The organism is Paramesorhizobium deserti (assembly GCF_001558695.1).
Lineage (GTDB): Bacteria > Pseudomonadota > Alphaproteobacteria > Rhizobiales > Rhizobiaceae > Paramesorhizobium > Paramesorhizobium deserti.
Genome location: NZ_LNTU01000040.1, coordinates 55,257 through 77,412 on the forward strand (window position 1 = coordinate 55,257; position 22,156 = coordinate 77,412).

The following is a 22,156-nucleotide window of genomic DNA, read 5'->3' on the forward strand; positions in this document are numbered from 1 at the left end:
GAGGCAGTATCATGCGACGTTTTCTTTTATGCACAGCAGCAATGGCCGCTCTGAGCTGGAGCAGTTTTGCCCATGCCCAGACCGTAATCGAACTTCAGCGCTTCTTCGGCGCCTGCGAAGCCGACTATGGCAAGGTCACGGACGTCTCCTCCGCCGTCGGAGAATGCGGCATCATCACTTCGCTCATCAACAAGTTCGGGGCCGACAACCCCGATATCGACGTTAACGTGACCACCGTCGAATGGCCGGGCTACGATCAGCTAAACGCTCAGCTCGCGTCGGGCGCCGCACCCGATGTGGTGTCGATCCACTATTCGGCAATCTCGGATTATCAGGCGCGCGGCCTGATCGAACCCGTCGATGAAATCCTAGCAGCGCAAGGCATCGATCCCGCGAGCTTCACCGACGCGGCGCGGAGCGGCGTCACCAAGGAAGGGCAGATGTTCGGCCTGCCCTTCGACAACTGGACCATGCTCTTCCACGTCAATCTCAACCTCATGAAGGAGGCCGGCCTCGTCAACGCCGACGGCACGCCGATCCTGCCCAAATCGATCGACGAATTCTTCGCCCAGGGCAAGCAGTTCAAGGAAAAGACCGGCAAGCCTTATCTCGTGCAAATCCTCGCAAACGAAACCGCGGTTTACGCCCGCATGCTCTACACATTCCTGCAGCAGCAGAATTCCGATTTCTTCGCCGATCCGACGAAGATCAAATTAATGACGCCGGAAGCGAGGAACGTCGTCGAATTCATGAAGCGGATTAATGATGAAGGGCTTACAACGCCCGGCCTCGATTATGCCGCCGCCGTTTCCGCCTTTGCCAATGGTGCGGGCGGCATCGCCGTCAACGGCACCTGGCTGATCGGCGACTATGTCGCGCAATCCGAAAAGAGCGATACCGCGCTTGCGGGCGGCTATACCGTTTATCCCGTCCCGCAGCTTTTCCCCGAACGCGACAGCACATACGCCGACGGCCATGCCTGGGTACTGCCGAAGAAGGACCGTACCGCGGAACAAACCGCCGCGCTCGGCAAGCTCTTCAAGTTCCTCGCCGAGAATGATTTCCAATGGGCCCGGACCGGCCATCTGCCCGCGGTCAAGGCGGTCTTCGACATGCCGGAGTTCAAGGCGCTGCCCTTCCGCGATAATATCGCGAAGATCGCCGAAACCGGCAGGTCGCTGCCGGCGGAAGTCCAGCGCCAGTTCGCCATTCAGGACATCATCGGCGATGAAATAGGCGCGGCGATCAATGGCGACAAATCAGTAGATGACGCCTTGGAGAGCGCCGAGAGCCGCATCAACGACCTGCTGGCTAATATCTGAAGTCTGGACGACACCAGGCATATTTGATCAGGCTTGCATGATGGCGTGGAGGCCAACATGCAAGCCAAATCGATTATCAGTCAGCCGGCCCGAAATACCTGGTTCGCAGGTCATCGATCTCGCCGGCATCAAGAGCCCCGAGCAGTTCAACGGTCAGCGACCGGGTCAAGGGACTTTGACGTGGAAGGGCGAAGCCGTATTTGTCCTTCTCGAACAGTCTCCCCACCACATCCACCGGCTGATCAGGGTGGGTATGCGCATAATATTCGAGGACCGTCGCGTCGTGGATGATTGCGGCCACATCGCCGTTCACCAGAGCCTCGACGGCATTGTCGATTCCAGGATAGACCCGAACGCGCAAACCCTCCTCCCGTGCAAAATCCTCCTGGACCGTGCCGTCCATCACGCCGACCGTCTTGTCCGCCACATCGTCAAGGCTGTTGATCTGGCTTGTAAGCGAAAGGGTCGTCATCACGCTGGTGACTGAAGAGGTCACAAAGGCAAGGACGGCAATGCCGCAGACAAGCCAAAGCCCCTGCCAGATGCGCCCGACCCAGCCGAACAGGTTCTTTCGCGAGGGGGGCCTGCCGGATGTGGCGACAGACATTACGGCGTAGAAGCTTTCGGCGATGCCGTCGCGCCAGCGCTTGGGGAAGGATTCATCGAACCGGCGATCGAAGAGCGTGAGGAGAAGCGTCGCAACTACGATGATCGAAGCGATCCAGGCATAGGCTTTAAGGAAGCCGGCATCGCTCAGCCCCGCGATCAGACCGCCGAAGTTGCTTCCCCGCTCCGTCCCGACCATGAGGCGATCACCACCGTCAAACCAGGGTTGGGTAAAGTCGACACGCCTGGCCCGGGATTGGTTGATGGTCAGGTTCGTCACGGCGACATCCAAATTGCCGGAGGCAGTCGCCTGAACAAGATCGTGAACGGTTTCGAACTGGACGTAGCGGTATTGACGACCGAGTTTCGCTGCGACGTTCTCCCAGAGATCGACCGCCATACCAGTGAAGCGTCCGCTATCATTCATTACGAAAGGCGGATTGACGAAAAGGCCCACCTTCAGCGGCTCCGAAGGCTGTTGCACCTGGGCCGTAGCCATCGGCAACAGAAACATCAGCAGGAGCATGAATGAAATTGACGACCTTTTCATTGCCTGCCTAAACATCCACCCCTTCCATCTCAATCATGCAGATATACTAAGGATACGCCTCATTATATAGTTTATTCATGGTAATTATTCCTACTATTTGTTAAAATCGCTTATATATACCAAGTATTCTATATTATAGAAAGTATATATACAGCAACAACCTCATGTCACTTCAATTGAAGTGTTATTTCTATTATATTTTACTATTAATTCAGCAAATAAGATTTCGTAACTTCGATTACATTTAAACCGAAGTTATCGCATATTATTTTTTCTTGCCACAAGTTAGACTTTTATGCAACATTCGACGTCCTGGGTGGCGGGCATCAAATGATGCACGGAGAGGGATACCGATATATTCAGTAAGCCGGCTTCGGCTTGTTCATCCTCACCAATTAATTCCCCAAGACGGGCTGAGTTATTGGGTGCGCGAGCCACCTGTCGCCTATGCGCAAAGCAGGTGCCATCCTTCCGGTGCTCTCCTTTCGACAATCAATCGTACCTGGAGAAAGCAATGAAGAAATCAATCGTGACAATCGTGCTCTCGGGCACTTTCGCGCTTTCGGCGTGCCAGTCGTCATCGGATCCGAACGTTCGGGCGCAGAATGCGGAATTCGGCTGCATCGCGGGCACTGTTGGCGGCGCGATCGTGGGTGGCCTCATCGGCAGCACCATTGGCGGCGGAACCGGACGGGTCATCGGTTCGGCAATCGGCATCGGCGGCGGCGGCTATCTTGGCAACCGCCTTGCTTGCGGCTGAGACAGGAAGAGAGGGACAACACGATGAAATCCATAATTGCGACGATGGTTTCCGCGCTGCTGGTTTGCACCGGCGCAGCCATGGCCCAGGAAGCCATGTACAAGGGGCAACAAGATCATATCGACGCCGATAAGAGCGGCGAGGTGAGCCGGCAGGAGTATCAGGCTTTTATGACGAATGCCTTCGGAAAGCTGGATGCCGATAAAAACGGCTCTCTCAGCCAGGCCGAGACGGCCAACATCCTGACTGCGGATCAGTTCGCGGCAACCGATGCGAACGGTGATGGCCGCGTCAGCAAGGACGAGCTCATGAACCGGGTAATGCAGGATTTCTCTGCGGCAGACAAGAACGGCGACGGCAGTCTGCAATAGCCTTCCGGCCGGCGCTCAAGCCGCTCTTGATTGCCGGCATGCTGACCATGGACCGGATGGAGGACCTATCGCCCTCGGTAAGGCAGAGGAATGATTATGCTTCGATACATGGCAATCGCATTTTTTGCGCTGATGCTTGCCGGCTGCGTGAGCCCGGAAGAACAGCGCGCAATGGATCAGGACAAGTGTTCCTCGTTCGGGTTCGCGCAGGGAACAGACGCGTTTGCAAACTGCATGATGCAGCAAGACAGCCAGCGGGCGGATCTTGAGCAACGGCAATGGGAAGCGGATGAAAGGGCCGATGCCGAGCGCAGCCAGCAACGTTCACGAGACAATTATATCGATCCAACCCCGCAATACGACAGGGACGGTAATCCGAATTTCGATACGCAAGGCAATTATCAAGGATGCCATGGCATCGGCTGCGAGGTCGATACACCGGACGATTCTTGATGACCCCACAGCAAAAAAAGAGGAAGACCAAGATGTCCCCATTCATCGGCTTCATCCAGCGGCATGCCATAGCCATCCTCACGGGACTCGGAATGACGCTGACGCCCGCTTTCGCCGCGAGCAAAGCCTGCGACGGTGTCAAGATTGAAATGACGACGGCGCGCAAGCTGGCTTATGCTCCTCTCGTCGCCTCGGCGATGAACACCAAGATCAAACCTGCTCAGGTAGAGTTCAGCGCCATCATGGAAAGCGGCAACTGGAGCGCCGCTTATGTCTCCACGCCGGTAAGCGATGACGGCGTGATGTTCTTCCAGACGGTCAACGGCAAGAAGCGGTTTCGTGATGTGTGGGGCGGCTATGCCGAACCGTCGGAAAAACCTGAGCTGGTATCCTGGGCGAAGAAACTTGGAGCGCCAGAAAATCTGGCAAGATGTTTCGCCGAGACCGTCACGAGTGATGAATGATGACGGCGACAATGTACTTGAGCTCCTGCCGATCAACAGCTGTATCCCAAACGGAGGATAATCAATGAAAACCGCGATACTGACGGCTGCCATGGTTCTCACCATGCAGGCTCCGGCCTTTGCCGAGGACAAGTGCGCCGATGCCCAGGATCAGGCCACCATGAACCAGTGCGCCGATGCTTCGTTCAAGAAATCCGACAAGAAGCTCAACACGCTCTACAAGCAGATCGAAGCCCGCCTCAAGGATGACGCCGATACCAGGAAGCTTCTTATCAAAGCGCAGCAGGACTGGGTCAAATTTCGCGACGCGGAATGTACTTTCCAGACCGCAGGGGCCGCCGGAGGAAGCGTGATGCCAATGCTCACCGCGCAGTGCATGGACGGCCTGACGCAATCCCGTGTCAAGGATTTCGAGAGCTATCTGAATTGCCAGGAAGGCGACATGAGCTGCCCCGTTCCGGCCGCGAACTGACAGATTCCACCGCTGATTTGATTACGATAACGCGGCGGCGTGCTCGTCGCCGCCATCTTACCTTGCTGCTAATGCTCCCTGAAGGCCATGGTTAGGATGTGGTCCTCCGTCATCTCATTGCGGCTAAGGACGCCGGCGAGACGTCCTTTGGAAAGAACAGCCACGCGATCGCACAGCGCGAGAATTTCAGGAACTTCCGAAGAGGCCATCACAACCGTGAGCCCATGTTCGGCTTCACGCGCGATGATACTATAGAGATCGACCTTCGCGCCAACGTCAACCCCGTGCGTGGGCTCATCGAGTAGAAGTAGCCGGGGATTGGCCATAAGAGCGCGAGCGAAGATCACCTTCTGCTGATTGCCGCCCGAGAGGGTCGAAATCCGCTGATCGTCCGACGCCATCCGGATACCCAGCGATGCGCGGAATTCCTCCATGCGCTGCTTTTCGCGGGAACTGTTTTTAAACGGACTTCGGGAAAACCGCCGCAAGCTGCTGATCGAGGCATTATCCCTCACCGAATGGAGCGGCAGGATACCAGCCGTTTTGCGACCTTCCGGCACAATGACAACGCCCGACCGAACAGACACGCTCGGATCCCGGACAACGTGTTTTTCGCCGAAAAGCTTGATTTCGCCTGATTTCAGTTTCCGCACGCCATGGATGAGATCGAGAAGCTCCGTACGCCCGGCACCCACCAGACCGAATAGACCGAAAATCTCTCCCTTGCGCACTTCAAGATCAACCTCATGGAGATGTCGGCCATCACTGACGTTCTCCAGTTTGAGGGCGATTTCGGTTGCCGGTATGTGGCGCGGCCGGTGTTCGTAGATCGCGGGTTTACCCGTCATGTCAGTGACGATTTGTTCGCGACTTGTTTCCCGCGCCGGACCCTCACTGACGATAGACCCGTTACGAAGCACGACAATGCGATCGCAGAGCGCCAGCGCTTCTTCAAGACGATGCGTAATGAAAACGATGGCGGCGCCCCTGTTGCGCGCCTCACGCACATAGGCCGTAAAGCCCTCGACCTCATGCGGCGTGAGCGAGGATGTCGGCTCGTCCAGAATGAGCAGGCTCGGGTCACGCGCCGCGGCCCTGGCGATTTCGACCAGTTGCTGTTCCCCCGCCCTGAGCGTTCCCGCCTCCCGCAACGGATCAATATTTGAGGCACCAACCCGAGCCAGAATTCTTCCGGCGGCCGTCCGCATGGCCGACCCGTCGACGAAGCCAAGCTTCGTTTTCGGCATGCGGCCAAGATGCAGATTCTCGGCGACGCTCAGCGCACCGATCACAGACAGTTCCTGATGCACGAAGCTGACACCTGCCGCGATACCTTCCGCAACGCTCAAGAAGCAAATCGGCTTGCCATGCATTTCGATGCTTCCAGCATCAGCTTGCAGCCCGCCGGAGAGAATTTGCATGAGCGTCGACTTGCCGGCACCGTTTTCGCCCAGAAGTCCGACGACTTCCCCTGGATAGAGATCGATATCCACGGAGCGGAGGACATGGTTGCCGCCGAAACTCTTGGCAATGCCGCGCGCGCTGATGAACGGCGCACGCAGCAGCGAACCGACGGTAGAATGGCCAACCGGGGAGATCACGTCACTTGGCATCGGCTGGCGTCAACAGCTTGCCGACAACCGGGATGACCTTGGACGGCGGTTCCTTTCCGGCCACCAGGTAGTTGTAGAGCATGACACTGGCATCAAGCGCCTGCTGATAAGGCGCCTGGTCAAGCAGACCGACCATTTCGCCCGTTTTCAGATACTGCATGTTATCAGGTGTATGATCAAAGCCGACCACGCCGACCCTGCCCGTCAGGCCGAGATCCTTCACGGCCTTCGCCGCACCGAAGGGCCCACCGGCGGTAACATAAATCATCGAAATATCGGGATTGGACGTCATCATGTCCTGGGTCAGCGAATAAGCGGCCTCAGCCTTATCCTTGTTCTCGAACGGGCCGACAATTTCGATCTCTGGAAATTCGGTCTTGAGATAATCGATGGCACCATTCATGCGCTGTGTGTGCTGGGTCGCACCGAAATAGCCCGTGATGACGCCCAACTTGCCTTTGCCATTCATCCGCTTGGCGATGTATTCGCCGATCTGCCTGCCGGCCGACGTCGCATCCTGTCCGATAAAGGCCAGACGCTCGGAAGGGGCAGCGCCTTCGGCTATGATGTTGAAGACCGGCACGCCCGCCTCGGTCGCTTCGTTGATAATGCGCGCTGTGCCGTCGAAGATGGGAACGACGACAATGCCGTCATATTTCTTGGCAAGCGCGCCTTCGATCCCGGCCACGACAGCTTCCGCCGAAAGCGTATTGCCGAGGTCGACGAAGTCCACGGTTGCGTTGGAATTCGAGAGATAGCCGTTCGCAGCGGCCGCGCCCTCCGTGACCGGCGTCCAGAACGGATTGTTCTGGAATGACAGGAACGCAATCTTGATCGGACCCTTGGTATTTTCCACCGCGGCGATGGTACCGCCTTTCGGCGGCTCGGCTGCGGCGGCGGCAAAGGTGAGGGATATGGCTGCGAGAGCAGCGGATACCGTCGTCTTAACAGATTTCCAGTTCATGAATATTTCCTCCCATATGAAATTTCGGATTAGTCTTCCTCCGCCCCGCGCTGCAGGCCGTCGAGGCCCACCGCGAAGATGATCACCAGCCCCTTCGTCACCACCTGCCAGTAGGCGGAGATGCCGAGAAGCACGAAGGCATTGTTGAGAAGGGCCATTAGCAAGGCGCCGATGATGACACCCACGATCGAACCGCGCCCGCCGCTCAACGCCGTACCGCCGAGGATGACGGCGGCGATGACGTCAAGCTCGTAACCCATGCCGAGATTCGGATCGGCGCTTGCGAGATTTCCCGCCAGGATCAAGCCTCCCAATCCTGCAAGAAACCCCGAGAATGCGAAGACGAACAGACGGGTACGCTTGAGATTGACTCCCGCAAGGCTCGCCGCCTTGGGATTGTCGCCGATGGCATAGATCTCCCGCCCTCGCACGGTTTGGCTGGCAAAGATGTGCACGGCAACAGCCAGGACAATCATCACGAGAAGCGAAACCGGAATGCCGGCGATCCGTCCGGCACCGACAAATTCGGCGAAGCCGCCGAAGGTGACGGGAATACCGCCCGTCATCAAAAGCGCCATGCCGCGCGCGACAGATAGCGTGCCAAGCGTAGCGATGAATGGATTGATGCGAAACCGCGTATAAAGCACGCCGTTGACGAGGCCGCAGGCAAGCCCGGTCAGGAGACCCGCAACCAACCCGACTGTTTCGCTTCCCGTATCGCGCATCAGGACGGCGGCCACGACCGCTGAAAGTCCGATAACCGAGCCAACCGAGAGATCAATGCCGCGCGCGATAATTACCAGAGCTTGCCCCAGCGCCACGATGGCGACGACCGATGCCTGGCGGCCGACATTCAACAGGTTGCGTGGCTCAAGGAAATAATCGCTCGCAAATGAAAGATAAATTGCAACAGCCGCCAGCATGACCAGCACCGAGGCTTCCCGCTGCCGGCCCAATGCCCTGATCGCTTCTACTCCTCCCACATTTCTCTCCCTTAGCGTCGGCGGAAAACCGGCTGTCGTTTTTCTTTGAATGCCGCTCGGCCTTCGGCGGCATCGGACGTAGCGAAACAGATGGTCTGAAGATCGCGCTCATATTCGATCGCCTTCTCAAGCGGCATCGAAACGGCTGCCTTCAGGTTGAGCTTGGCCGTCTCCGCGGCGATCGGCGCACGCGCGGCAATCGTTTCGGCGATAGCCCGTGCCCGAACAAGCAGTTCGCGCTGCGGCACGACTTCGCTCACCAGCCCCCAGGAAAAAGCCTTCTCGGCCGAGATCGGATCACCGGTCATCAGCATCAGCGCCGCATTGGACGCGCCGATCGAATGTGAGAGATGTGCCGCCATGCCACCACCGCCGATCCAGCCGAGCTTGATCTCGGGCGCGGCGAACTGGGCGTTCTCCGAGGCCAGCCGGATATCGCAGGACATGGCCGTCTCCAGTCCGCCGCCGAAAGCATAGCCATTGACGGCACAGATGCTGGGTTTCAGGAGCGCGCGAAACGCATCGCAATAATCCGGCCGGTTACGGAACTCCCATGGGGTTTCATAGCTATCGAGTTCCCGGATATCAGAGCCCGCGCAGAAGGCGCGTTCGCCGGCGCCCGTCAGTATGACACAGCGTATCGTATCGCTGTCATTGCATGTCTTCACGGCAGCAACGATGGCGTCCGCCATCTCGGGCGTCACGGCATTGAGTTTCTGCGGCCGGTTGAGCGTGATGACCGCAATCGCGCCATCGACCTCAAACACAATATCGTCGGTCATCTGAGCCTCCTATCGTTCGCCGCCGGTGTCGCGATATCCGCTATAAAGTTTCTGAAGGGTGGAAAGCGTGTCTTTCGCCGCGGCGCGCGTCTCGAAGGCCTGCCGCAACAGCGCGGAGGCCTTGCCCTGGAAGGCGATGTATCCGTCATGCCGGGGGCGGACATAGGCCGTCTCCAGCGTATTGGCGGTATCGAGGTAGAACCCGTTCCAGCGGGCATTCACATCAGGATCATGCCATGCTTCGCGGCGGGATGGCTGACCATCATGGGCGGGAATGAACCCGATCTGCGCCTTTGTACTCATCAACCACAGCAGATGATTCCTGAGCGCCGGCGTCACCTCGCATCGCCTGGAAATGCCGATGCCTGTTCCGCCAAGCGTCGAACCCGGACGACCTCCCACAACAGCGCGAGGCGCATTGTGGAATGCGATAGGATGACCGTCGGATGGCACCGCATAATTCACATAGCCATAGATGAGCGGGCACATGAGGACGTCATCGTGTTGCGCCATATGGCCCAGAATGCCGATCGGATTCATGTCGCGAACCGCCGCCGGGCTGCGCGCCGCAAGATCGAGCATCAATTCATAGACTTTCTCACCCATTCTTTCGGAAACGAGCACATCCGGATCGGCTTCGGCGGGCGGCTCACCGAACGCGGCGGCGATGGACAGGAAGGAAAGGATGGCGTGAGGCCCGGCAAGCGACAAAGCCACCTTGCCTGTTTCCTTCGACAGCCTTGTAACCTCATCCCATGTCACGGGCACGGGTGCGGCCAGAAGATCGGCGCGCAGTGCCATGACCTGCGTGGCTGCATCGAGCGGCAGTGCCCAGTGAGCGCCGCCGAAACGATAGCTCGCAAGTGAGGGCCCGATACTGTCGGCTTCGAGTTCTGCTACGCTCTCCTGTCCAAACACCTCTTCAAGGGGCCGGAGGCATGCCGACTTAACCGCCTCGCCGACATGCGGATGATCGAGCACCACCAGATCGTAGCGTCCGCAGAGGTCGGCGATCGGATGACTTTCGAAGCCCTCGAGCGGCTGCCTGTCCCATTCGATGGCGATGCCCGCTTCGGCAAGGGCGGGAAGCCCGGCGGCGGCAACCAGCGCGTTGTATCCACGCGGGTGATCCCAGGTCAGGGCCTTGTAGCGCTTCATGATCAGGAGGCCCCAAGGGCGATCGCGCCCGACTTCGCCAGCGCCTCGATCCTGCCCGCATCATATCCCGCCTCCTCCAGCACCTCGCGCGTATGCTGGCCGGTCAGGGGCGCGCCCCGATCGACCGTCGATGGCGTTTTGGAGAATTTGATCGGAAAGCCTGGCGTCTTCACCCGTCCTTCCGTCGGATGATCGTATTCGACGAAAGTGCCGTTGTGCCTGATCTGCTCGTCCTCGACCAGATCGGCATAGCCATAGACCGGGCCGCACCAGATATCCACGGCACGCAGAAGCGCAAGCCATTCCGCGGACGTCCTGGTCTTCAGCTTCTCACGGGTCTTGGCGAAAATCTCGTCACGCCGCGTCCAGGTGTCGACATCGTCGACCATGGTCAGGAAGCTTTCTTCACCGATCACTTCGCCAAGCGTCTTCAGTTTCGGAAAGGCGATGATGATAAAGCCGTCGCTGGTGGCAAAGGCGCCATAGGGAGCGCGGATATAGACATGCGCATGCGGTTCGGCCGAACGCGTCTGCGGCTTACCGCCGACGGTGAAGACCGACAGTTCCTGCATCTGAATGGTGGTGATTGCATCGAACATGTTCACCTGGACGAGTTGCCCCTCGCCCGTCCGCTCGCGATGCAGGAGGGCGGCCAGCGCGCCCTCGAAAGCGTTATAGGCCGTGACCGCATCAACCAGATATTGGCCGGCGGCCGTCGGCGGTTCGCCCTCGCGCCCAGCCGATAGCATCGCACCGGACATGCCCTGCAATACGAGGTCCTGTCCCGGACGGTCGACATAGGGGCCATCTTCACCATAGCCGGAGATGGAGACATAGATCAGCCGCGGATTGATTGCGGAGAGCGTTTCGTAGTCGACGCCCAGCCTTTTCGCGACACCGGGACGATAGTTTTGAAGAAATATGTCAGCGGACTTCACGAGGTCGATCAGTACCTCCTTGCCGCCAGGTGATTTCAGATCGACCGCCAGGGACCGCTTGTTGCGATTGAGCGAGAGGAAGGACACATTGATTTGCTTGCCCTCCGCACCGCCGGCGGCAACGTGGCGCTGCCATTCGCCGGCGGTAGGCTCCACCTTCACCACATCGGCGCCAAGATCACCCAGTCTCTGCGCTGCGAACGGGCCCGCCATTGCGATCGAACAATCCAGCACGCGATAGCCCGACAATATTCCCATTGCGCAATTCCTCTCATGCGATGTCTTTCGTCGGCCGGACAGTACGCAAAGTTTTACGTTTGTCTAGAGTGAGCGCTAACATTTTTCATGAAATTTTTAATCCATGGCCATTGACAGGAGGATGCGTTAGCGCTCACATTTTTTATTGACCGACCTTCCGGAAATGAATAACAAATTTATGGGTGAAGGCAGCGGAAGGTCGCTGTGGAGGAGGAAATCATATGTCGAAACGTTGTTCAGGCGCCCGCTTGAAGGCGCTTGCTGTTGCATTGCTGGTCCTGCCAGCGGTGCAGGCACAAGCACAGGATCGTGCAGAGCTCATCGGCGCACTGCCAGAGAAGCTTCAGGCACTTTATACCGATGCCATCGAAGTCGGTCCGTCCATGTATTCGGATTTCAAGGCACCAGCCAAACCCTGGCGCTGGTGCCATTCCGAATCCTATATGGGCAATCCCTGGCGCGTCACATTCAATGATGAACTCAAGCGCCTGGTCGAGGGTGCGAAATCGGCGGGCGACGTCTCGGAATTCGTCGTCTCGGATTCCAACGGCGACGTCACCCAGCAGATATCGCAGATCCGCGCCTTTATCGAACAGGGCTGCTCGGTCATCACAACGATCGCCGGATCATCGACGGCTCTCAATGCCGTTATCGAGGACGCCTACAAGGCGGGCATTCCGGTCATCACCAGTGCGGGCGCTGTTACCACACCCTATGCCATCAATGTGATGCACAACCAGAACCTCTGGGGCTACCAGATGGGCGAAGGCATCGCCGAAAACCTGCCCGATGGCGGAACGATCCTTCAGGTCGAAGGCATTTCCGGCCATCCGTTGGTCCAGCAGGAAAATGCAGGCCTCGAAAAGGCGGTTGCCGAAGCCGGAAATCTGACCATCGCTCGCAAGGTCAGCGGCGAATGGACCGGCACGACAACGAAATCGTCCGTGCTCCAAGCGCTTGCGACGACCCCACAGCAGATCGATGCCGTCTGGTCCACCGGCAGCGAAGCCCGCTTCATCGCCGAGGCCTTCCAGCAGGCAGGCCGCCCTTTGCCGCTGATCACGGCCTCGATCTCCGGTGATGCACTGGGCTTCTGGCATGCGAACCAGGACAATTTCAAATTCTATGGTGGGGAAGTCTCTCCACACGTCGCAGCACAAAATGCATTCCGCGTGGCTTTGCGCATTCTCGAAGGCCAGAAGCCACTCATCAATACAATTATCGCGCCGATGCCAACTATCACGCAGATCGATCTACCCACCTGGTACAAGGACTGCATGAAGCCGGACTCCGCCGCTATTTTTCCCGTTCCGCCAACGGACCCTTTCCCTGAGGAGCTGCTGAACGGCTATTTCTCGAATGGCGCGGCGACACCGCTCTATGATTTCTCAAAGGTGCCGGCTTCCTGCGCCGATTGATCGCGCTTGCACGGTCATGGCCGGAATCCGGCGATGCCCGTGCAGCGACGGCATTGAAAGACACTGAACATCATGCTTGAGACGGCCAAACAGCGTACCCATTCAAGCAACCCGCCATCGCGCATTCACCAGGCGCTGCAGTCGGCTTGCGGCGGCAATGTCAGGCAGGCATCGCCCGTCACATCGCTCGTCATTGAGAATGTCGGCAAGCGCTATGGCGAAACTGTCGCGCTTGCCGACGCGACCCTGAATTTCCGGCCCGGCATCCACACCATTCTCGGCGAAAACGGATCCGGCAAGAGCACCATGCTGAAGGTCCTGTCCGGCGTGATCGCTCCCTCGGAGGGACGGATGGTGCTCGACGGGCGGACCATTTCCGCTTCCTCGCCGCGCGACATGCAGGATCTCGGTGTTTCGACAGTCTTCCAGGAAGTGTTGATCGCGCCGCATCGCGCTGTCCTCGACAATATTTTTCTCGGCTATGACGGCTTCTTCCGAAGATCACTCGACAGGGCTCGGCGGCGAACTGCCGCAGAAGGCCTTCTTGCCCTTCTCAGCCGGTTCCCGATCGATCTCGATGTCCCGGCCGGCACCCTCGCACTGGCGGCGCAGCAGCTTGTGGTGATCGCCCGGGCCTTCATACGCCTGCCCTCGATCCTGCTGCTGGACGAGGCAACGGCGGCGCTCGACTATGCCGACCGCGATCTCGTATTCGAAGCCGTCGAGGATTATGCCGGGGCCGGCAATATCGTCATCTTCATCTCGCACCGCATGGAAGAGGTCAAACGGCTTTCCGACCGCGTCACCGTGCTGCGCAGTGGCCGGATCATCGAAACGATCGAGCGTGACGGCATTACCAGTCAGAGGCTGCTCGATCTCATGGCGCCGGAGGCGCATATCCATGTCGAGTGACGCCGTCATCCTGCAATACGAAAACCTTACACTGGCGGCGGGGCGTACCCCAGTCTCAGGCATGTTGCGTGCCGGCGAGATCAAAGGCCTTGCCGGGCTCGAAGGTCATGGGCAGGAGCAGTTCCTGCTGGCACTGGCGGGCTTCGACCAGCCACAAGGCGGCACGGTCCGCATCAGGACGGCCGGCGAGGATTTTGCGGATTATTCCAGCCATCATGCCGCCGCGCGTCACGGCGTCGTTTATCTGCCGCGCGACCGGCGCTCGACCGGCATTTTCCCGGTTCTTTCCGTTCTCGACAATTTCGGCATTCCTTCCATGCCGCGCTTCTCGCTCGCCGGTATTCTCAACCGTGGAAGGCAGAAGGAAGCGCTCGCCGCCTATACGGATTTCCTTTCGATCCGCTATCCCTCGATGACGGCTCCCATCTCGGCGCTTAGCGGCGGCAACCAGCAGAAGGTCCTGCTTGCCCGGCTGCTTGCCCTCGAACCGCGGGTAATGCTGCTCAATGATCCGACCCGGGGCGTCGATCTCAACACCCGGCTGAAATTCTATGAGGCCTTTCGCCAGCTTGCCCGCGACAAGGGCATCGCGCTCGTCATCCTGTCGAGTGAGATCGAGGAGATCCTGCAGATCTGCGATACGGTATCGATCTTTCGCGATTTCGAGCGCACAGAAGTGATCGAAAAGGAAGCCATGACCATGAGCCGTGTCATCGCCGCCATGTTCGGCCAAAACGAGGTGGCCCTATGACCGCGCGATCGGAAAGCCCTGGCAGGCTCGCCCGTTTTTTTGCCGAAAGGCAGGATACGCGGCTTGCGGCCCTGCTTTTCATTGTCCTGTTGGCAGCCAATATCTGGCTCAATCCTGCACGCTTCATGCCTCATAACTGGGGCTCCGTACTCGGACTGGCCGCTCCCCTCCTCCTCGCCTCTCTCGCCATCACCATTCCCTTTCTGGCTGGCCGGGGCTCCATCGACGTCTCGGTCGGCCCCCTGTTGGGGCTAATCAACGTGATCATCGTCAAGGGATTGATCATGACGGCGGACGTAACATCTCCGCTGGTGATCGTGCCAGCGGCCCTGCTGATCGGGCTCGCTTCCGGCGTACTGAACGGCTTTCTGGCGGCGATCCTGCGCATTCAGCCGATCGTCGCCACCCTTGCAACCTATTTGATCTATGCCGGACTGGCGCTGGCAATACTCCCCTCCCCGTCAGGCTCCGCTCCGGCTTGGCTGACGGCACTCGCCGGCCCCTGGTCCATACTGCCGATCGGCCTTGCCGCGCTCGTCTGGCTTTTCGTGAAGCGGCTCCCCTATTACGACCTGCTGATGGCGACCGGCAGTGACGATCGCGCGGCTTTTACGGCAGGCGTCAATGTGCCGGGCGTGCGATTTGCCGCCTACCTGCTTGCCGGATTCTTCGCCGGTCTTGCCGCACTTTCACTGACGGCGCTGATCGGCTCCGGCGACCCAAACATCGGGCCAGGCTACACGCTCATCGCGATCGCCGCCGTTGCCCTTGGCGGGGTGAGTCTTGCCGGCGGGGTTGGCGGCATGACTGCGGCATTCCTCGGCGCCGCCGATATCTTCCTGCTTCAAAGCATGCTGACGGCCTTCAACGTTTCAACATTCGTGCTGCAGATGGCTTATGGTGCGGTTCTCGTTCTTGCGGTCTGCCTGAATTCGGAAAAACTGAAACGCCACTTCAAAGCCCGGGCAGCGCCGCGATGAACATGATCCTGAAGCACCTGACAGGCAATCGGGCACTGGTCGCCTATGCAGGGGTACTCCTGGTTTTCGCCGTCGGGGCCATGCTGATCCCCGGCTTTGCAAGCCTCTTCTCGATCCGGGCCATGCTGATCCTCGCCTCGCTCCTGGCGATTGCCGCGCTCGGGCAGACCCTGGTCATGATCCTGGGCGGCATCGATCTTTCCATTCCCTTTGTCATCGGCTTTGCCAATGTCGTCTTCGCCAGCCTTTACGGCGGGGGCATGCCAGCCTGGGTCGCCCTCGCGATCGTTCTCGCGGGGGCGGCGATGATCGGTGCCTTCTCCGGCGCGATCTCGGCAGCGCTGTCGATCCATCCGCTCATCGTGACGCTGGGCGTGGGAACCGTGGTCCAGGCGCTCGTGCAGATCTGGACGCGCGGTCTGCCGACGGGGTCCGCTCCTCCCTTCATCAACGAATTCGTTTCTCTCGGCGGCTCTGTCGGTCCGCTGCCTTTTCCCTGGCTTATACCGTTCACCCTCGCCCTGACGATCGCGACGATCTTCGTCCTGCGCAGAACCATTTACGGCCGCAAGCTCTATGCCCTCGGCTCCAATCCGAAGGCGGCGGAACTCGCCCTTATCCGGCCCGTCGTCATGTGGGCCATGACATTTTCGCTGAGTTCCATCTTTGCGGCCCTTGCCGGCATTTTCCTTCTGGGGTTCACCGGCTCGTCCAGTGCCGGCGTCGGTACGCCTTATCTCTTCCAGACCGTTGCGGCCGTCGTCATCGGCGGAACAGCGCTCATCGGCGGGCGCGGCGGTTTTATCGGCACGATCGCCGGCGCCATCGTACTGGTAGAGCTCAGAACCGTACTCATCGGCATAGGGCTTTCCGAAGCCATGGTGCAATCGGCGCTGGGCGTTCTCATTCTGCTTCTCGTGGCAGCCTACGGGCGCGACCAGCACATTCGCAACCTGATCTGAGGAAGCCAGCGATGGATGAACGCCTTGCCAAAACCATAGAAGCGTTAAAAGCGTCCGGCGCCGACTGGGGGCTCATCACCAGTCCGGACGGCGTCGCCTATGCGACCGGTCATGTCACCTCGATTGAAGCTGGGCCTTCGCCCTTTGCCGGAGGACCGTGCCTCGCGATCATCGGTACCGGCGGCCAATGTGGCCTCGTCGTAACCAATCTGGAGGCGGGCCCGCCAAGCTGGGCTGACCGGATCGTCACCTATGAAGGATTTTCCTACAAGCAACCGACCGACATCTTTACCAATTACTGGAAGGCTGCGGCCCAACTCGCCAGGGAATTGGGTCTCGGCGGCGTGATCGCCATCGAGGAACAGAGCTTTCCCCTGTCACTTCTGCCGCTCATCGAGCGCTTTTCACGTGTCTCCATCGAGCCTGCCTTCAAGCGTGAACGGGCGATCAAGACCGGAGCCGAGATCGAACTGTTGCGTGAAGCGGCGTTGACGGCGTCGGTAGGGCAACGTGCCTTTCTCGAGGCCGCGCGCGCCGGCCGCAGCGAACTGGAAATCTTCGCTGATATCAGACTGGCAATGGAGAGCCGAGCCGGCGAGCGCCTGCCGGTAACAGGTGATCTGATTTCGGGTAGGGAACGCACATCCGCCTTCATGGGCTGGCCGGGCAACCGCCGGGTCGCCGCCGGTGATCCGCTGATCTGCGACCTTGCTCCCCGTTTGAAAGGCTATTGGGGCGACAGTTGCGCCTCGGCCATGATCGGCGCTCCCTCGCCCGGCTTCCTCAAACTCTATTCGGTAGCCAAATCCGCGCTGGCGCTGGCGGCCGAGACGGTGCGGCCGGGCATCGTCATCGGCGAACTCGACCGCAGCCTGCAGGATCACGTTGGCCGCCACGGCTATTCCTACGCCCACCATTCCGGCCATTCCATCGGCACCAGTGTCCATGAATGGCCGCGGATCGTCGCCTATGAACAGGAACCGCTGAAAAAAGACATGGTCGTCATGGTGGAACCGACGGCTTTCGATCCGGAAATCGGCGGCGTGCGGCTCGAATTCATGCTGCACGTGACGGATAATGGCTGCGAAATTCTGACGGATTTCGCGCATCAGCCGGAGATTTAGAGCCGGATGCAATTGGATTGAGCCGGGCATCCTGCCCTAAATCTTTTGCTTTAACCGCATGATCTTATCCGAAAAGTCTGTAACTTTTCGGGATCATGCTCTAACCGCTCTGTCTGATCATCAGCTCGAAGCCGACATCGATGCGCTTTTGAAAAGGCGCCTGCCCTTTCATGGTTTCCAGCAAAAGCCTGCCCGCCTCGCGGCCAATCCTTGCCGATGGCACGGCGACCGTCGTCAGCGGCGGGTTGAGATGACGTGCAAGCTCGAAATCGCCAAAGCCAGTGATCGCGAGCTTTTCCGGTACAGGCAATTCGCGCCGCACGGCTTCGAGCAGCGCGCCGGAAGCGATGATGTCGCTCGAAAACATGATGGCATCGGCATCCGGATGCTCGGCGCCGACGCGTGAAAGCATTTCGATACCGGATTCCATCGCCAACGGCAGATCGTGCGCGATGCACAGCCGCGGCTTTTCGCCTGGGAAAAGCGCCTTCATCGCCGCGACAAAACCGTCCCGGCGCTCCGCCGCACGGCTGTCGCCCCGCCGCAGCAGGCCTGCGAAAACGATTCGCCGGCGGCCCGATCGGACAAGATGCCGGACCAATTCCGCAATCGCCTCATTATTGGAGAATCCGACCAGTCCATCGATCGGCCTTGCCGTCAGATCCCAGCCCTCGACGACCGGGATGCCGGCGCGACGCAGGAGATTAACGCTGTTTCGGGTATGATGTGTGCCGATGATGAACATACCGTCAGGGCGTCGTCCGAGCAGGCTTCGGATCACCGCCTCCTCGCGGTTGGACTGGTAGTCCGTATTGCCGAGAAAGATCTGATAGCCCTCGGCGTTCAGCACATCGGAGAAATGTTGGATCGTCTCCGCGAATACCGAGGCGGAGAGCGTAGGTATGACAGCCGCCACTGTATTGCTTTTTGCCGATGCCAGATGGCTTGCCGCCAGATTATGCACGTAATGCGTCTTCTCGATCGCTTCCTCGATGAGCTTGCGCGTCTCGGCGGTGACGGTTTCCGGAAAGCGCAAGGCGCGCGACACGGTCTGCATCGACACGCCAGCGGCGGCGGCGACTTCCGCCATGGTTACGCCGGATCCCTTCCGGCGTGCCTTTCGAGGAGGGGAAGGCATATCGGTCACTGTCGGAACGGCCTCACACAGACGGGATTACCGATTTCGATGCGCCGGCCCGTGTCCGCCAAGGCGCCGGTCTCCTGATCCCGGTTGAAAATGACGATGCAATCCTCGTTCTGATTGGCCACCAGCACCAGGCGTCCGTCGGGCGTCAGGGTGAAATTGCGCGGTGTCTTGCCCCCCGACGGGGTGTGACCACGCGGCTCCAGATGTCCCGTTTCCTGATCGACCGCGAAACAGGTGATGCTGTCATGCCCACGATTTGAGGAATAGAGAAAACGCCCATCGGGAGAAAGATGGATATCGGCACCGTGGGTCTCGATATCGTGCGGTGCCGCAGGCAACGTCTGGACGAGGGACAGAACATCGCCATTGCGCTCGATCAGCGAAACCGTGGAATCCAGTTCGTTCGAAACATAGACGAACCGGCCGTTCGCATGCTGGGCGATGTGGCGCGGCCCTGCACCATCGGGGAGTTTCACCGATGAGATTCTTTCCGGCACGCCCTCCGCCGTGAGCCTGTAGAGAATGATTTCGTCGAGCCCCAGATCCGCGACGAGCAAGGCATCGCCCCGCGGCGTTTCGACCACGCAATGGGCATGGCTGCGCTCCTGCCTGTCCGGCACATGGAGAGCCGCTCCGGGATGCGCTGCACTTCCGCATGGGGCGCCAAGCCGACCGTCCGCTAGGATCGGCAGCACCGTCAGCGACTGATCGGGACCGCCCGATCCCATGGCATAGTTGGCGACCAGCAGAAAACGACCGTCGCTCGAAATTGTGTTATGAGCGGAGATGCTGCCGAGTGTCGGCTGCTTGTTGAGATAGACGACCTCGCCATCCTCAAAGCGGTAGGCGCTGACCATTCCTTCATGCCAGCCGAATACCTCGGAATTGGCATAGATGGTGGCTGTGTCTGCGTCGACGCTAAAGAAGGTCGGATTGTCGATCGAGCCCGTCGAGGCGATCCGCTCGACTTCAAGGCTCTCCTCATTGAGGGAATAGATGGTCAGACCTTCACCGCGCGCGCCCTGGAAATAAGGCGCTTCCCGGTTCAGCGATCCGACTGCCAGAAACAAATTCCCGCTCACCCGATTCCTCCCTCAGTAGTTTGATCCAAATGAGGTGCTTTCATCGCGGCCGATAGTCAAGGAAAGATGCACGGGCAGCATTGTTAGTGCATCACCCAGCCTCCGTCGACATTGAGTGTCTGCCCCGTGATGAAACCTGCCGCGTCCGACGCAAGGAACATCAGCGCATTCGAAATGTCGCTCGGCATGCCGCGCCTCTTGACGGCCTGGTGATCGAGCACGAAGCGGGTATAGCCTTCCGGATCGGGATGGATCTTTTCGGCATCGGTCGGAAAGGCCCCCGGCGCGATGGCGTTGACGGTTATGCCATACGCGCCGAATTCGCGCGCCCACGCACGCGTGAGGCCGACCAGCGCTCCCTTGGATTGAACATAGGGCGAAAGATTGGTCCAACCGCCATAAAACGTCACGCTGGCGATATTGATGATGCGACCCCAGCCCTTCTTCCGCATATGAGGCAGGGCGACCTGCACGCAGACAATGCCGGCATCGACATTAACGCGCTGCACCGCCTGCATTTCTTCAAGCGAATAATCTTCAAAAGGCTTGGAGGGATAGATGGCTGCATTGTTGATGACGATGTCGAAGCCACCCACTTCGGCAGAAACTGCTTCGAGTTCCCGCCGCAATGTGGCCAGATCCGAGAGATCGATCGTCCGGATCATCAGTTTCCGAAGTCCCTCCTGTTCGGCCTTCCCGGACAGGTCGGCGACCTTCGCGGGATTGTTGTCCGCCGCCACCACCTTAGCACCGGCCCGAAGCAGATTTAGCGTCGTCTCCATGCCGAGCCCCCCGGCTGCTCCGGTATAAAGGATGGTCTTGTCGGTAACCGATATCATCGGCGATTCCCTTTTGTTTTGATGTTATTCCTCAGCGCCCGCGAAGCGGCAGATGGTGGCCCGACGGCTGCGGATAATCCTCATTGGGCTGAGCGGCAATGGCGCTGATCCGGCGCTCGCTTGCGGCGATGGCGGCGGCATCGGGAAGGACACGCATCACCGTGTCGTAGCGCCGCTCCTCGCCATGCTCGAGCCATATCAGCTCGCCGCGCTCGCGCGCCGCGCCATGCCCCTGCACATGGTTGGTGGAGGGCTCGATGCCGAGCGCATATTGCCCGGCCTGAAAGTTCTGCCATTCATACATGCAGGGGAACTGATCCCTGCGGGTCACCACTTCGAAACCGATGCCGAGCCTGCCATTGACCAGCGCTACGGGGACCTCGCCATCCCTATCCGCACGCATTTCGTGCTGCCAGACCTGCTCGTGGAACCGCATCCGCGGCGCCGGCATGGTGCGATAGCCGGTATTCTGCTTTCTGTAATTTTCGCCCGCATGGGCTGCCCAGACGACATCGCTAATCGGCGCGAGATAGCGTGAGCCTTCGGCAAGCACCGGATATCCGACATTGATATGATAGCAGTACATGTGCGGTGTGCGATAAAAGCCGCGGTTCACCACCCTGTCCTGCAGGCGGATTTCATTCGTGCCGGCCTTGATCTCGATGCGACGCGAGAGCTCCAGATGCTCTCCGAAGACAGTGCCCTGTGTGACAATGCCCTCGCACCAGAGATAGCAATCATCGCCTTCCCAGCGTTCGCCATAACCGACGAGCCTGGCCGGAATGGTGCCGACCCGGCCGTGGATCGAATGGCTGATCGATTTCCTGGGACTGTAATTATAGTGATCAGCCGCCTCCTCATACATGAAGAGGATATGGTCGAGGCCGCAGGTGACCATCAGGCCGGAGAAGGAGCGCATCCAGCCGAGACCGCCCTCCCCCTCATATTCGTGCAGACCGGGGTGCTTGAAGCCGGCCGGGGAATGCCAGCCGATCGCCATGCCCCGATAGTCGCAATCGGCTATGTCGAGGGCCCGGTCGACGAGGACGGTGAAGCGAAGGCCCGTTCCGGAGCGGAACTCCAGCATGCGGATGCCGCGTTCGACCCCGTCGCCGAGCGTCATCAGCCGCACACCGAAGAATTGCGAGAAACCGCCGGCGCTTGCCGCCATATCCCGGCGCGTTTTCGCTTCACCGTAGAGTTCAACCATGCCTGTTTCCTGAAATTAAGGATGCGGCCGTGAACCG

Annotated in this window: 23 protein-coding genes; 12 read left to right on the forward strand and 11 right to left on the reverse strand. The window is 59.3% G+C overall.

The features are described from left to right. Positions 1–11 precede the first annotated feature (11 nt). Positions 12–1,322, forward strand: coding sequence for an extracellular solute-binding protein (locus ATN84_RS24275; protein WP_068885095.1), 1,311 nt, complete (start codon positions 12–14; stop codon positions 1,320–1,322). Between the two features lie 76 nt (positions 1,323–1,398). On the opposite strand, the gene ATN84_RS24280 is transcribed toward ATN84_RS24275, so the two are convergent. Beyond that, a complete protein-coding gene (locus ATN84_RS24280; RefSeq protein WP_201026441.1) occupies positions 1,399–2,478 on the reverse strand; it encodes a transporter substrate-binding domain-containing protein in 1,080 nt (359 codons plus the stop codon). A gap of 514 nt (positions 2,479–2,992) precedes the next feature. Between ATN84_RS24280 and ATN84_RS24285 the strand changes: the two genes are divergently transcribed. The 5 genes from ATN84_RS24285 to ATN84_RS24305 all read left to right on the forward strand — a co-directional run bounded on the left by ATN84_RS24285 (position 2,993) and on the right by ATN84_RS24305 (position 4,998). Continuing rightward, positions 2,993–3,238 carry a hypothetical protein gene (locus tag ATN84_RS24285; protein WP_068885096.1) on the forward strand — a complete coding sequence of 82 codons (246 nt, stop codon included), beginning with the start codon at positions 2,993–2,995 and terminating at the stop codon, positions 3,236–3,238. A 23-nt stretch (positions 3,239–3,261) separates the two neighbouring features. After that, on the forward strand, positions 3,262–3,609 hold the full coding sequence (locus ATN84_RS24290) for an EF-hand domain-containing protein (RefSeq protein WP_068885097.1): 348 nt from the start codon (positions 3,262–3,264) through the stop codon (positions 3,607–3,609). Positions 3,610–3,705: 96 nt separating this feature from the next. Continuing rightward, entirely contained in the window at positions 3,706–4,062 is a 357-nt protein-coding gene (locus tag ATN84_RS24295) for a hypothetical protein (protein ID WP_425287446.1), read from the forward strand. Then, positions 4,062–4,526, forward strand: coding sequence for a hypothetical protein (locus ATN84_RS24300; protein ID WP_244491216.1), 465 nt, complete (start codon positions 4,062–4,064; stop codon positions 4,524–4,526). Before ATN84_RS24295 ends, ATN84_RS24300 begins: the two co-directional genes overlap by 1 nt. 64 nt (positions 4,527–4,590) lie before the next feature. Further along, the gene (locus ATN84_RS24305; protein WP_068885100.1) at positions 4,591–4,998 is read left to right on the forward strand and encodes a lysozyme inhibitor LprI family protein; all 408 of its coding nucleotides are present in this window, start codon (positions 4,591–4,593) and stop codon (positions 4,996–4,998) included. Positions 4,999–5,066: 68 nt separating this feature from the next. On the opposite strand, the gene ATN84_RS24310 is transcribed toward ATN84_RS24305, so the two are convergent. The 6 genes from ATN84_RS24310 to ATN84_RS24335 form a co-directional block, all read right to left on the reverse strand. Beyond that, on the reverse strand, positions 5,067–6,611 hold the full coding sequence (locus tag ATN84_RS24310) for a sugar ABC transporter ATP-binding protein (protein ID WP_082766474.1): 1,545 nt from the start codon (positions 6,609–6,611) through the stop codon (positions 5,067–5,069). Continuing rightward, complete coding sequence (locus ATN84_RS24315; protein ID WP_068885101.1) at positions 6,601–7,575, reverse strand: sugar ABC transporter substrate-binding protein; 975 nt, start codon at positions 7,573–7,575, stop codon at positions 6,601–6,603. The genes ATN84_RS24310 and ATN84_RS24315 overlap by 11 nt, the downstream gene beginning before the upstream one ends. A gap of 29 nt (positions 7,576–7,604) precedes the next feature. Continuing rightward, the gene (locus tag ATN84_RS24320; protein WP_082766489.1) at positions 7,605–8,498 is read right to left on the reverse strand and encodes an ABC transporter permease; all 894 of its coding nucleotides are present in this window, start codon (positions 8,496–8,498) and stop codon (positions 7,605–7,607) included. 71 nt (positions 8,499–8,569) lie between these two features. Continuing rightward, positions 8,570–9,340, reverse strand: a complete 771-nt coding sequence (locus ATN84_RS24325; RefSeq protein ID WP_068885103.1) for an enoyl-CoA hydratase/isomerase family protein — start codon at positions 9,338–9,340, stop codon at positions 8,570–8,572. A 9-nt stretch (positions 9,341–9,349) separates the two neighbouring features. Continuing rightward, on the reverse strand, positions 9,350–10,498 hold the full coding sequence (locus tag ATN84_RS24330) for an ABC transporter substrate-binding protein (RefSeq protein ID WP_068885104.1): 1,149 nt from the start codon (positions 10,496–10,498) through the stop codon (positions 9,350–9,352). A 2-nt stretch (positions 10,499–10,500) separates the two neighbouring features. Further along, positions 10,501–11,694, reverse strand: a complete 1,194-nt coding sequence (locus ATN84_RS24335) for a CaiB/BaiF CoA transferase family protein (protein WP_068885105.1) — start codon at positions 11,692–11,694, stop codon at positions 10,501–10,503. Positions 11,695–11,915: 221 nt separating this feature from the next. Here ATN84_RS24335 and ATN84_RS24340 point away from each other — a divergent pair, with 221 nt between their 5' ends. The 6 genes from ATN84_RS24340 (at position 11,916) to ATN84_RS24365 (ending at position 17,841) form a co-directional block, all read left to right on the forward strand. Next, the gene (locus tag ATN84_RS24340; protein ID WP_082766475.1) at positions 11,916–13,112 is read left to right on the forward strand and encodes a substrate-binding domain-containing protein; all 1,197 of its coding nucleotides are present in this window, start codon (positions 11,916–11,918) and stop codon (positions 13,110–13,112) included. 72 nt (positions 13,113–13,184) lie between these two features. After that, positions 13,185–14,024, forward strand: a complete 840-nt coding sequence (locus ATN84_RS24345; protein WP_082766476.1) for an ATP-binding cassette domain-containing protein — start codon at positions 13,185–13,187, stop codon at positions 14,022–14,024. Next, the gene (locus ATN84_RS24350) at positions 14,014–14,775 is read left to right on the forward strand and encodes an ATP-binding cassette domain-containing protein (RefSeq protein ID WP_068885106.1); all 762 of its coding nucleotides are present in this window, start codon (positions 14,014–14,016) and stop codon (positions 14,773–14,775) included. The genes ATN84_RS24345 and ATN84_RS24350 overlap by 11 nt, the downstream gene beginning before the upstream one ends. Continuing rightward, on the forward strand, positions 14,772–15,755 hold the full coding sequence (locus ATN84_RS24355; protein WP_068885107.1) for an ABC transporter permease: 984 nt from the start codon (positions 14,772–14,774) through the stop codon (positions 15,753–15,755). The genes ATN84_RS24350 and ATN84_RS24355 overlap by 4 nt, the downstream gene beginning before the upstream one ends. After that, positions 15,752–16,717 (forward strand): ABC transporter permease, encoded by a 966-nt coding sequence (locus ATN84_RS24360; RefSeq protein ID WP_244491203.1) that lies wholly within the window; start codon positions 15,752–15,754, stop codon positions 16,715–16,717. The genes ATN84_RS24355 and ATN84_RS24360 overlap by 4 nt, the downstream gene beginning before the upstream one ends. Before the next feature lie 11 nt (positions 16,718–16,728). Further along, positions 16,729–17,841: a M24 family metallopeptidase gene (locus tag ATN84_RS24365; protein ID WP_068885108.1), complete on the forward strand. Its 1,113-nt coding sequence runs from the start codon at positions 16,729–16,731 to the stop codon at positions 17,839–17,841. 100 nt (positions 17,842–17,941) lie between these two features. On the opposite strand, the gene ATN84_RS24370 is transcribed toward ATN84_RS24365, so the two are convergent. The 4 genes from ATN84_RS24370 to ATN84_RS24385 all read right to left on the reverse strand — a co-directional run bounded on the left by ATN84_RS24370 (position 17,942) and on the right by ATN84_RS24385 (position 22,119). Then, positions 17,942–18,931 (reverse strand): LacI family DNA-binding transcriptional regulator, encoded by a 990-nt coding sequence (locus ATN84_RS24370; RefSeq protein ID WP_244491204.1) that lies wholly within the window; start codon positions 18,929–18,931, stop codon positions 17,942–17,944. Between the two features lie 53 nt (positions 18,932–18,984). After that, a complete protein-coding gene (locus tag ATN84_RS24375; RefSeq protein WP_068885109.1) occupies positions 18,985–20,070 on the reverse strand; it encodes a lactonase family protein in 1,086 nt (361 codons plus the stop codon). An 83-nt stretch (positions 20,071–20,153) separates the two neighbouring features. Further along, positions 20,154–20,909 carry an SDR family NAD(P)-dependent oxidoreductase gene (locus ATN84_RS24380; protein ID WP_068885110.1) on the reverse strand — a complete coding sequence of 252 codons (756 nt, stop codon included), beginning with the start codon at positions 20,907–20,909 and terminating at the stop codon, positions 20,154–20,156. Positions 20,910–20,940: 31 nt separating this feature from the next. Then, positions 20,941–22,119, reverse strand: a complete 1,179-nt coding sequence (locus ATN84_RS24385) for an aldose 1-epimerase family protein (RefSeq protein WP_068885111.1) — start codon at positions 22,117–22,119, stop codon at positions 20,941–20,943. Between the last annotated feature and the right edge of the window lie 37 nt (positions 22,120–22,156).

Bases quoted from the DNA above. Each gene is read 5' to 3' on its own strand.
- ATN84_RS24275 (WP_068885095.1), top strand. From the start codon at position 12: ATGCGACGTTTTCTTTTATGCACAGCAGCAATGGCCGCTCTGAGCTGG.
- ATN84_RS24280 (WP_201026441.1), bottom strand. From the start codon at position 2,478: ATGAAAAGGTCGTCAATTTCATTCATGCTCCTGCTGATGTTTCTGTTG.
- ATN84_RS24285 (WP_068885096.1), top strand. From the start codon at position 2,993: ATGAAGAAATCAATCGTGACAATCGTGCTCTCGGGCACTTTCGCGCTT.
- ATN84_RS24290 (WP_068885097.1), top strand. From the start codon at position 3,262: ATGAAATCCATAATTGCGACGATGGTTTCCGCGCTGCTGGTTTGCACC.
- ATN84_RS24295 (WP_425287446.1), top strand. From the start codon at position 3,706: ATGCTTCGATACATGGCAATCGCATTTTTTGCGCTGATGCTTGCCGGC.
- ATN84_RS24300 (WP_244491216.1), top strand. From the start codon at position 4,062: ATGACCCCACAGCAAAAAAAGAGGAAGACCAAGATGTCCCCATTCATC.
- ATN84_RS24305 (WP_068885100.1), top strand. From the start codon at position 4,591: ATGAAAACCGCGATACTGACGGCTGCCATGGTTCTCACCATGCAGGCT.
- ATN84_RS24310 (WP_082766474.1), bottom strand. From the start codon at position 6,611: ATGCCAAGTGACGTGATCTCCCCGGTTGGCCATTCTACCGTCGGTTCG.
- ATN84_RS24315 (WP_068885101.1), bottom strand. From the start codon at position 7,575: ATGAACTGGAAATCTGTTAAGACGACGGTATCCGCTGCTCTCGCAGCC.
- ATN84_RS24320 (WP_082766489.1), bottom strand. From the start codon at position 8,498: ATGCTGGCGGCTGTTGCAATTTATCTTTCATTTGCGAGCGATTATTTC.
- ATN84_RS24325 (WP_068885103.1), bottom strand. From the start codon at position 9,340: ATGACCGACGATATTGTGTTTGAGGTCGATGGCGCGATTGCGGTCATC.
- ATN84_RS24330 (WP_068885104.1), bottom strand. From the start codon at position 10,498: ATGAAGCGCTACAAGGCCCTGACCTGGGATCACCCGCGTGGATACAAC.
- ATN84_RS24335 (WP_068885105.1), bottom strand. From the start codon at position 11,694: ATGGGAATATTGTCGGGCTATCGCGTGCTGGATTGTTCGATCGCAATG.
- ATN84_RS24340 (WP_082766475.1), top strand. From the start codon at position 11,916: ATGTCGAAACGTTGTTCAGGCGCCCGCTTGAAGGCGCTTGCTGTTGCA.
- ATN84_RS24345 (WP_082766476.1), top strand. From the start codon at position 13,185: ATGCTTGAGACGGCCAAACAGCGTACCCATTCAAGCAACCCGCCATCG.
- ATN84_RS24350 (WP_068885106.1), top strand. From the start codon at position 14,014: ATGTCGAGTGACGCCGTCATCCTGCAATACGAAAACCTTACACTGGCG.
- ATN84_RS24355 (WP_068885107.1), top strand. From the start codon at position 14,772: ATGACCGCGCGATCGGAAAGCCCTGGCAGGCTCGCCCGTTTTTTTGCC.
- ATN84_RS24360 (WP_244491203.1), top strand. From the start codon at position 15,752: ATGAACATGATCCTGAAGCACCTGACAGGCAATCGGGCACTGGTCGCC.
- ATN84_RS24365 (WP_068885108.1), top strand. From the start codon at position 16,729: ATGGATGAACGCCTTGCCAAAACCATAGAAGCGTTAAAAGCGTCCGGC.
- ATN84_RS24370 (WP_244491204.1), bottom strand. From the start codon at position 18,931: ATGGCGGAAGTCGCCGCCGCCGCTGGCGTGTCGATGCAGACCGTGTCG.
- ATN84_RS24380 (WP_068885110.1), bottom strand. From the start codon at position 20,909: ATGATATCGGTTACCGACAAGACCATCCTTTATACCGGAGCAGCCGGG.
- ATN84_RS24385 (WP_068885111.1), bottom strand. From the start codon at position 22,119: ATGGTTGAACTCTACGGTGAAGCGAAAACGCGCCGGGATATGGCGGCA.